Here is an 8,955-nt window from a genome sequence, read left to right on the forward strand (position 1 = left end):
GGCCCATGACCGAGCAGGCTCCCAGTGGTGTGGACCCTCATGTTCCGAACGCAGCGCGCATGTACGACTACTTTCTCGGCGGCAAGGACAACTTCCGCGCTGACAGGGAGCTGGCTGAACGGGTCCTGAGCGTGCTGCCCGAGACGCGCGACGGCACCAGGCAGAACCGCGCGCTGATCGGCCGGTTCGTGGAGTACCTGTGCCGGCAGGGCATCACGCAGTTCCTCGACCTGGGGTCCGGGCTTCCCGCGCAGGAGAACGTGCACGAGGTGGCCCACCGTTTCACGCCCGACGCCAAGGTGGTGTACGTCGACAACGACCCGGTGGTCTGCGCCCACGGCCGGGCGATGCTCGCCAGCCCCGAGCGGGTGGCGATGGTGGAGGGCGACGTCCGCAGGCCGGACCAGATCCTCGCCAACCCGGACGTGCGCGCGCTGCTCGACTTCGACCGGCCGGTCGCGGTGCTGATGATGTTCCTGCTGCACCTGATCCCCGACGTGGAGCAGCCCGGCCGGCTCGTCGCCGCCTACCGCGACGCCCTGGCGCCGGGCAGCTACCTGGCGATCTCGCATGTAGGCAGCGACGTCCTGCCCGAGCGCATCGCCCCGATCGTGCAGTACTACCGCCAGGCCAACTCGCCGTTCTGCCCCAGACCCGGCAGAGAGATCGAAGCCTTCTTCGGCGACTTCGAGCTGATCCCGCCGGGCCTGGCGAACGGCATAGGGCCGGAGGTGGTGTGGCCGTTCACCGACCCCGACGCGGTCGTGTTCCTCGACGCCGAGCTCGCCCGCCTGGGTTACGCGGGCATCGGCCGCAAGCCCTGACGCCCGGCTCCTAGGCCGGAGCCAGTTCCTTCTCGGTCCCCGGGGCGGGCGGCTCCGCCTCCTTGGGCTCGTCGAGCAGCGTGGCCTCGTCGAACGGCACGCGTCCCGCCAGCACCTCGGCGGCCCGCTCGCGGTCGAAGTCGCCCGTCCACCTGCCGATGAGGACGGTGGCGACCGCGTTGCCCGCGAAGTTGGTCAGCGCCCTGGCCTCGGACATGAACCGGTCGATGCCGACGATCAGGCCGACGCCGTCGACCAGTTCCGGCCGGTGCGACTGCAGGCCGGCCGCCAGCGTGGCGAGGCCGGCGCCGCTCACGCCCGCCGCGCCCTTCGAGGCGATCATCATGAACAGCAGGAGCGTCACCTGCTCGCCGACCTGGAGCGGCGCCCCTGTGGCCGAGGCGACGAAGAGCGTCGCCATGGTCAGGTAGATGGCGGTGCCGTCGAGGTTGAAGGAGTAGCCGGTGGGCACCGTGATGCCCGCCACGGTGCGGCTGACGCCCAGGTGCTCCATCTTGGCGATCAGCCGGGGCAGTGCCGTCTCCGACGACGACGTCGACAGGATCAGCAGGAACTCGCGGCCGAGATAGCGCAGCAGCGACCAGAGGTTGATTCGGGCGAACACCCACAGGACGGTGCCGAGCACCACGCCGACGAAGAGCAGGCAGGTGAGGTAGAAGGCGCCCATGATGATGCCCAGGGTCTTGAGCGCCTCCAGGCCGGTGGCGCCGATGAGGGCGGCGATCGCGCCGAACGCGCCGACGGGGGCCGCCCACATGACCATCGACAGAATGCGGAACACGAGCCGCTGGATGTGCTCGACTCCGCGCAGGATGGGCTCGCCCTTGGCGCCCATGGCCTGCACGGCGAAGCCGGTGAGCAGCGCCACCAGCAGCGTCTGCAGCACCTGCGACGAGGTGAAGGCCGAGACCAGGGTGGTCGGTATGATGCCGACGACGAAGTCGACCGCGCTGCTCTCGCCGCCCTTGGCGGCCTCCGCCTCGGCGGCCTGCTTGCCCGCGTCGGTCAGGTGCAGGCCGGCTCCCGGGTCGATCAGGTTGCCGACCAGCAGACCGATGAGCAGCGCGAACGTCGACATGACGATGAAGTAGCCGAGAGCCAGCCCGCCGACCTTGCCGACCTTGGCAGCCTTGTTCACCGAGCCGATACCGAGCACGATCGTGCAGAAGATGATCGGGCTGATCACCATCTTGATCAGCGCGACGAAGCCGGTGCCGATGGGTTTGAGTTCCTTGCCCACATCCGGCCAGAGGTATCCGACGAGGATCCCGAGCACGACCGCCACGATGACGGCCAGGTAGAGGTAACGGGTGCGATCACGCATGGGGGGCACTCTCCGGCTTTGAGAACAGTGCTGACAGTGCAAATATGCGGACCGTAGTGATCCAGGTCACTATTGCGTAAGTTTCGTTCATGGAGAGGGACACATGCGACGCTGGAGCCTGGCAGGGCAGATGTTGGTCCTGCAGCTGCTGGTGGTCGCCGTCACGCTCGCCGGCGCCGCCGTGGCCGTCTCGGTCCTGGCGAACCAGCTGGTCGAGGCCGAGGCGGTGGCCTCGGCCAGGGCGGCGGCGGCCAGCGTGGCGGCCTCGCCCGACGTGCAGACCGCGCTCGACGACCCGTCGCCCACGCTGCGGCTGCAGCCGTTCGCCGAGCGGGTGCGGGTCGACACCGGCGTCGACTTCGTCACCATCATGAAGCCCGACGGCACCCGCTACACCCATCCCAACCCGGCCGAGATCGGCAGGCCGTTCCTCGGCCACATCCAGCCGGCGCTGGAAGGCCGCACGTTCACCGAGATCTACACGGGCACGCTCGGCCCGTCCGTGCGCGCGGTCGCCCCCGTGCGCACCGGCGGGAAGGTGCGGGCGCTGGTCAGCGCCGGCATCAAGGTCGACAGGGTGAGCGCCAGGATGCGCGGGCAGCTCGCCTGGACCGGGCTCATCGCGCTGCTCGGGCTGGGCCTCGGCGCGGCGGGCACGTGGCTGGTGACGGCGCGGCTGCGCCGCCAGACCCACGGGCTGGGCCCGGTCGAGCTGGGCCGCATCCACGAACACCACGACGCGGTGCTGCACGCCGTCAGGGAGGGTCTGCTGCTGGTCGGCAGAGACGGCGAGCTGACCCTGTGCAACGACGCCGCCCGGCTGCTGCTCGACCTGCCCGCCGACGCCGAGGGGCGGCACGTGGCCGAGCTGGGCCTGGCCGAGGTGCTGTCGGCGAGCGAGGAGCGGATCCACCTGGTCGGCGACCGGGTGCTGGCCGTCAACAGCGCCACGAGCAGGCTCGGCACCGTGGTGACCGTGCGCGACCACACCGAGCTGCAGGCGCTGGCCGGGCAGCTCGACGCCGAGCGCGGCTTCGCCGAGTCGCTGCGCTCGGCCGCGCACGAGGCGGCGAACCGCCTGCACACCGTGATCACCCTGGTGGAGCTCGGACGCGCCGAGCAGGCGGTGGCGTTCGGCACCGCCGAGCTGCGCGCGGCCCAGGAGCTGACCGACCGGGTGATGGGCTCGGTGCGCGAGCCGGTGCTGGCGGCGCTGCTTTTGGGCAAGAGCGCCGAGGCGGCCGAGCGCGGCAGCGAGCTGGTGATCAGCCAGGACAGCGAGCTCGACGACGAGCTGGTCGCGCTGGGGCTCGACGCGCGGGAGCTGGTGACGATCGTCGGCAACCTGATCGACAACGCCATCGACGCGGCCTCGCGGGTCGAGGTGCACCTGCGGGGCGACTCCTCCGGGCTGGTGCTGCGGGTGGCCGACAACGGGCCCGGCCTGACCGGTGCCGACGCGTTCGCGCGGGGCTGGACCACCAAGGGCGACGGGCACGGCCTCGGCCTGGCGCTGGTGGGGCAGGCGGTGCGGCGGCTGGGCGGCACCATCGAGGTCGACGGCTCCGAGTTCACCGTGCGGCTGCCCGTCCCGGAGCCGGCCCGATGATCTCGGTGCTCGTCGTCGAGGACGAGGAGATCATGGCCGAGGCCCACCGCATCTACGTGGAGCGGGTGCCGGGCTTCGCGGTGGCCGGGGTGGCGCGGACGGGCGGGGAGGCCCTGCGGTTCCTGCGGCACACGCCGGTCGATCTCGTCCTGCTCGACCTGTACCTGCCCGACATGCCGGGGCTGGAGGTGTGCCGGGCGGCGCGGGCCGGGGGGCTGCTGTGCGACGTGATCGCGGTGACGTCCGCGCGCGACCTGGCGATGGTGCGCTCGGCGGTCTCGCTCGGCGTCTCGCAGTACCTGCTCAAGCCGTTCACCTTCGCCACGCTGCGGGAGAAGCTGAACCGCTACGCCCGCTTCAGGGAGGAGGCGGGCGAGATCGTCGCCCAGCGGGACGTCGACCGGGTGCTCGGCACCCTGCGCGGCAGCTCGGAGCTGCCCAAGGGGATGTCGCGCGACACGCTCGACACGGTCGCTGCGCACCTTCGGGGGCATCCGCAGGGCGTGTCGGCGCAGGCGGTGGGGGCGGCGGCAGGGGTGTCGCGGGTGACCGCGCGACGGTACCTGGAATATCTGGTGGAACTGGGGCTGGCGGCGAGGTTCCCGCAGTACGGCGGGGTGGGACGGCCAGAGTTGCTCTACCGGATGCCCATGGAAAGTTAATGGAGGTGACGCTGCCAGTTCAACACGGGCCTCTAGCTTCTGGGGACACCCCGAAGCATGGAGGAGTCACCTTGCGAGTCCTGGCCGTAGTTCCCGCCCGCGGAGGTTCAGCGGGCGTTCCCCTGAAGAACCTCGCCCTCGTGGGCGGCCTCCCGCTGGTCACCCGCGCGGTGCGGGCCTGCCGGCAGGCCGAACTGGTGGACCAGGTGGTGGTGAGCACCGACCACGCCGGTATCGCGGACGTCGCCCGCGAGGCGGGGGCGCTCGTCGTCGACCGGCCCGAGGAGCTGAGCGGCGCGACCGCGTCCAGCGAGTCCGCCGTGTTGCACGCCCTCGACACCCTCGAGCAGGACCCCGAGGTGGTCGTCCTCGTGCAGTGCACGAGCGCGTTCATCGACCCGGAGAACCTGTCGTCCGCAGTGCGCATGGTCCTCGACGGCGAGGCCGACTCGGTCGTGTCCGGGCTGGCGACGCACGAGTTCCTCTGGACGGCCGCCGGCGCGGGCGTCAACCACGACCCCGCCGTCCGGCTGCGCAGGCAGGACCGCGACGCCGAGTTCCGCGAGAACGGCGCGTTCTACGTGATGCGCACCTCCGGCCTGCGCGAGCACGGGCACCGCTTCTTCGGCACGATCGCCGTGCAGCCGGTGCCCGCGCAGCACGCCGTCGAGGTCGACAACCCCGAAGACCTGGACCTGGTCCGCGCGCTCGCCCCGTTCATCGACAAGCCCGAGCCGATCGACGTCGACGCGGTCATCACCGACTTCGACGGCGTCCACACCGACGACCGCGCCTACGTCGACTCCGAGGGCCGCGAGATGGTCCTCGTCAGCCGCTCCGACGGGATGGGCGTGGCGCTGCTGCGCAAGGCGGGCGTCAAGGTGCTGGTGATGTCCACCGAGCACAACCCGGTGGTCGCCGCCCGCGCCCGCAAGCTGGGCGTGCCCGTGCTGCAGGGCCTGGCCGAGAAGCGGACGGTGCTGCGCGACTGGCTGACCATCGAGGGCCTGGACCCGGCCCGCGTCGCCTACGTCGGCAACGACGTCAACGACCTGGGCCCGATGGCCGAGGTGGGCTGGCCGATCGCGGTGCCCGACGCGCACCCGAAGGTGCGCGCCGCCGCCCGGGTGGTGCTGACCAGGAACGGCGGCGACGGCGCCGTGCGCGAACTGTGCGACCGGGTCGTGGCGGCCCGGCCCGAGCCCGCCGCGCCCGAGGTGAAGGAGCGGCCCAGGTTCGGCCCGGTGGCGATCGGGGACGTGCTGGTGGGCGACGGCGAGCCGGTCTACGTGATCGGCGAGATCGGCATCAACCACAACGGCGACCTCGACCTGGCCCGCCGGCTGATCGACGTGGCCGCCGACGCGGGCTGCCAGGCGGTCAAGTTCCAGAAGCGGACCCCGTCCATCTGCGTGCCCGTCGAGCAGCGCGACCAGATCAGGCAGACGCCGTGGGGCGAGATGACCTATCTGGAGTACAAGGAGCGGACCGAGTTCGGGCACGACGAGTACCGGCAGATCGCCAAGTACTGCGACGAGCGCGGCCTGCACTGGTTCGCCTCCCCGTGGGACGTCCCGTCCGTGGAGTTCCTGGAGGAGATGGACGTCCTCGTGCACAAGGTGGCCTCGGCCAGCGTCGCCGACCACGAGTTGCTGCGGGCGCTGGCCCTGACCGGCAAGCCGATCATCCTGTCGACCGGCATGTCCACGCTGTCGGAGATCGACAAGGCGGTCGAGATCCTCGGCACCGACAAGCTGATCATGATGCACGCCACGTCCACCTACCCGCTGCCTCCGGAAGAGGCGAACCTGCGCACCATCACCACGCTCAAGGAGCGGTACGGCGTGCCGGTGGGCTACTCCGGGCACGAGCGCGGGCTGCAGATCTCGATGGCCGCCGTCACGCTCGGCGCGGTCTGCGTGGAGCGGCACATCACGCTCGACCGCACCATGTGGGGCTCCGACCACGCGGCCTCCCTGGAGCCCGCCGGGCTGGAGCACCTGGTACGCGACATCCGGATCATCGAGCAGGCCATGGGCGACGGCGTGAAGCGTGTCTTCCCCGGCGAGGAGGCGCCCAAGGCCCGCCTGCGCCGCGCGACCGTCTGAGAGAGGCACGTTGATCACACTCTCGGTCGTCGTGCCGGTCAGGGACGGCGAGCGCTTCATCGCCGACGCGCTCGCCTCCCTGCGCCGCAACGCACGGCACGACTTCGAGTTCATCGTCGTGGACGACGGGTCCGTCGACGCCACCGGTGCCATCGCCGAGGACTTCCTCGCCGACCTGCCGGGCCTGGCCGTCCTGCGTAACCCCACGCCCGTCGGCCTGGCGGACGCGCGCAACACCGGGCTGACGGCGGCGTCCGGCCGGTTCGTCACGTTCATGGACGGCGACGACTGGCTCGCCCCCGGCTACCTGCCCCGGCTCGTCGAGGCCATCGACGGGCTCGGCTGCGACTTCGTCCGCGCCGACCACGTGCAGGTCGAAGGCCGCAAGCGGGTCGTGCACCGCGCCCCGCTGGCGCGGCGTGGCGCGGTGCTCTCCCCGCGCGACGCGATCCTGCCCGCCGGGGTGCGGACCATGGTGGACTACCCGTACGCGTGGGCGGGCGTCTACCGCCGCTCGCTGCACGACCTGCTGCACTTCCCCGGCTCGCTGCACACGGCCGAGGACCGGCCGTGGATCTGGCGGCTGCACAGGGAGGCCGCCACGTTCGCGGTGGTCTCGCTGGCCGGGGTGTTCTACCGGCGGCAGGTGGCCGGGTCGCTGACACAGGTCGGCGACGAGCGGCAGTTGCACTTCTTCGACGCCTTCGACCTGGTGTTCAAGGATCTGGAGGAGGAGTTCCTGCCCAAGGCGGTGCGGAACTTCTGCGCGCTGCTCGCCCACCACCTGGAGATCGCCGACCGGTTCACCCCGCAGCTGCGGGCCCGCTTCGAGGAACGCGGCGCGCAGGCGGTTCGCGCGCTGCCCACCGACGTGGTGGTGGACGCCGTGTCACGGATGTCCGTCGATCGCGAGGCGACACTGCGGGCACTGCTGCCCGACCTGCCCCCCAGCCCCCATGTCCGGCTGCGCCGGGATCGGGAGGATTGATGACGACGGTCTTCTACGCCTCGACGCTGTTCGGGGCGATGTCGCTGGCGGCCGCGATCGACGACGGCCACTTCGGCGACGGCCGCCGGGTCCTGATCGTGTCGACGAACGCGGCGATCCCCGAGGTGGCCGTGCCGCTCGACAGGACGCCCGGCTTCACCGTCCTGCGGTCCCGGTTCGACGAGGTGCACTCGTGGAACGACGTCATCGCGCCGCTGCACCCGTCGGACTGGAAGGCCCGGGTGATCGAGGTGCCGATGATGGAGCGGCTGATCCGCTCCTACCTGGACCTCGGCCAGGTGGACGAACTGGTGCTCGAGTCGATCGCGGTGGCGCCCGCGCGGACGATCGCCGGGCTGGTGCGCGACTGCCCGATCACCGTCTACTCCGACGGGCTGATGAGCTACGGGCCCACCCGCGACCCGATGCCCGCCGAGATCTTCCGCCGGATCACCCGCCTGCTCCACCTGGACCTGGTGCCGGGACTGACGCCGCTGCTGCTCAGCGAGTACGAGGTGCCCCCCGTGGTCCTGCCCGACGCGGCCTTCCTGGCGGTCGTGCGGGAGGTGACGGCGACCGCGCCCGACATGATGGCCGGGCAGGCGATGATCCTCGGCCAGTACCTGTCGGCGCTGGACATCGTCACGCCGGACGAGGAGGCGGCGCTGCACGAGACCATGCTGCGCGCCCTGACCGCCCGCGGGTACCGGACGGTCGTCTTCAAGCCGCACCCGTCCGCCGGGCGCAGGCACTCCCAGCTGCTGCGCGTCGCCGCCGACACCCTCGGGGTGCGGCTGATCGTGGCGGGCGAGAGCGTGCCGGCCGAGGTGTGCTTCGCCGCGCTCAGGCCGGAGCTGGTGGTGGGCTGCTTCTCGACCGGCCTGGTGACGGCGCAGCGGTACTTCAGCCTGCCGGTCGCCTCGTACGGCACCGAGCTGGTGCTGGACCGGCTGACCCCGTACGAGAACAGCAACCGGGTGCCGGTCACCATCGTGAACGCGCTGCTCCCCCGGCTGTCGGAGGGCGGCGAGGTGAGCGCGGCCCCGCGGGCGGACCTGCAGGAGCTGGTGCGCGCGGTCGGCTACTGCATGCAGCCCGAGGCGTACCCCGAGCTGCGTCCGGCTGCGGGGTTCGGCTTCGACCCGCGTTACTTCAAGCGCAAGCGCCTGGAGACGCTCGCCCTGACGGCCAGGCCCACGGCGCTGACCCGGCTGCGCAGAAAGATCAGATCGGCACTGTGACGCGAGCCCGCCGGGCGCGGCGCCCCCGCGCCCGGCGGGCTCGCGTTCGAGGGACTCGCGTTCACCAAGGACGACTGAGCGCCCGGCGTGGGGGGGGCCGGGGGGGGGGGGGCCCCCCCCGGGGCGATAGGGGGGGGGAGCGGAGAGGGTTTAGGTTGGGGGGGCCCCCCCCCATAGC

At 71.6% G+C, this 8,955-nt stretch carries 7 protein-coding genes; 6 read left to right on the forward strand and 1 reads right to left on the reverse strand.

Annotated elements, in window-relative coordinates; all coding sequences use genetic code 11:
* Nucleotides 1-5 precede the first annotated feature (5 nt).
* Nucleotides 6-824, forward strand: coding sequence for an SAM-dependent methyltransferase (locus ABT294_RS46795; RefSeq protein WP_350812994.1), 819 nt, complete (start codon nt 6-8; stop codon nt 822-824).
* Nucleotides 825-834: 10 nt separating this feature from the next.
* On the opposite strand, the gene ABT294_RS46800 is transcribed toward ABT294_RS46795, so the two are convergent.
* Complete coding sequence (locus tag ABT294_RS46800) at nt 835-2,169, reverse strand: cation:dicarboxylate symporter family transporter (RefSeq protein WP_350812995.1); 1,335 nt, start codon at nt 2,167-2,169, stop codon at nt 835-837.
* A gap of 103 nt (nt 2,170-2,272) precedes the next feature.
* Here ABT294_RS46800 and ABT294_RS46805 point away from each other — a divergent pair, with 103 nt between their 5' ends.
* The 5 genes from ABT294_RS46805 to ABT294_RS46825 all read left to right on the forward strand — a co-directional run bounded on the left by ABT294_RS46805 (nt 2,273) and on the right by ABT294_RS46825 (nt 8,777).
* Nucleotides 2,273-3,778, forward strand: coding sequence for a sensor histidine kinase (locus ABT294_RS46805; RefSeq protein WP_350812996.1), 1,506 nt, complete (start codon nt 2,273-2,275; stop codon nt 3,776-3,778).
* Nucleotides 3,775-4,440 (forward strand): response regulator, encoded by a 666-nt coding sequence (locus ABT294_RS46810; protein WP_350812997.1) that lies wholly within the window; start codon nt 3,775-3,777, stop codon nt 4,438-4,440. Before ABT294_RS46805 ends, ABT294_RS46810 begins: the two co-directional genes overlap by 4 nt.
* A 71-nt stretch (nt 4,441-4,511) precedes the next feature.
* On the forward strand, nt 4,512-6,548 hold the full coding sequence (locus ABT294_RS46815) for an N-acetylneuraminate synthase family protein (protein ID WP_350812998.1): 2,037 nt from the start codon (nt 4,512-4,514) through the stop codon (nt 6,546-6,548).
* 10 nt (nt 6,549-6,558) lie between these two features.
* Nucleotides 6,559-7,536, forward strand: a complete 978-nt coding sequence (locus ABT294_RS46820) for a glycosyltransferase family 2 protein (RefSeq protein ID WP_350812999.1) — start codon at nt 6,559-6,561, stop codon at nt 7,534-7,536.
* Nucleotides 7,536-8,777 carry a polysialyltransferase family glycosyltransferase gene (locus ABT294_RS46825; RefSeq protein WP_350813000.1) on the forward strand — a complete coding sequence of 414 codons (1,242 nt, stop codon included), beginning with the start codon at nt 7,536-7,538 and terminating at the stop codon, nt 8,775-8,777. Before ABT294_RS46820 ends, ABT294_RS46825 begins: the two co-directional genes overlap by 1 nt.
* The last annotated feature ends 178 nt before the right edge of the window (nt 8,778-8,955 follow it).

It is taken from the genome of Nonomuraea sp. NPDC000554 (genome assembly GCF_040300065.1).
Lineage (GTDB): Bacteria > Actinomycetota > Actinomycetes > Streptosporangiales > Streptosporangiaceae > Nonomuraea.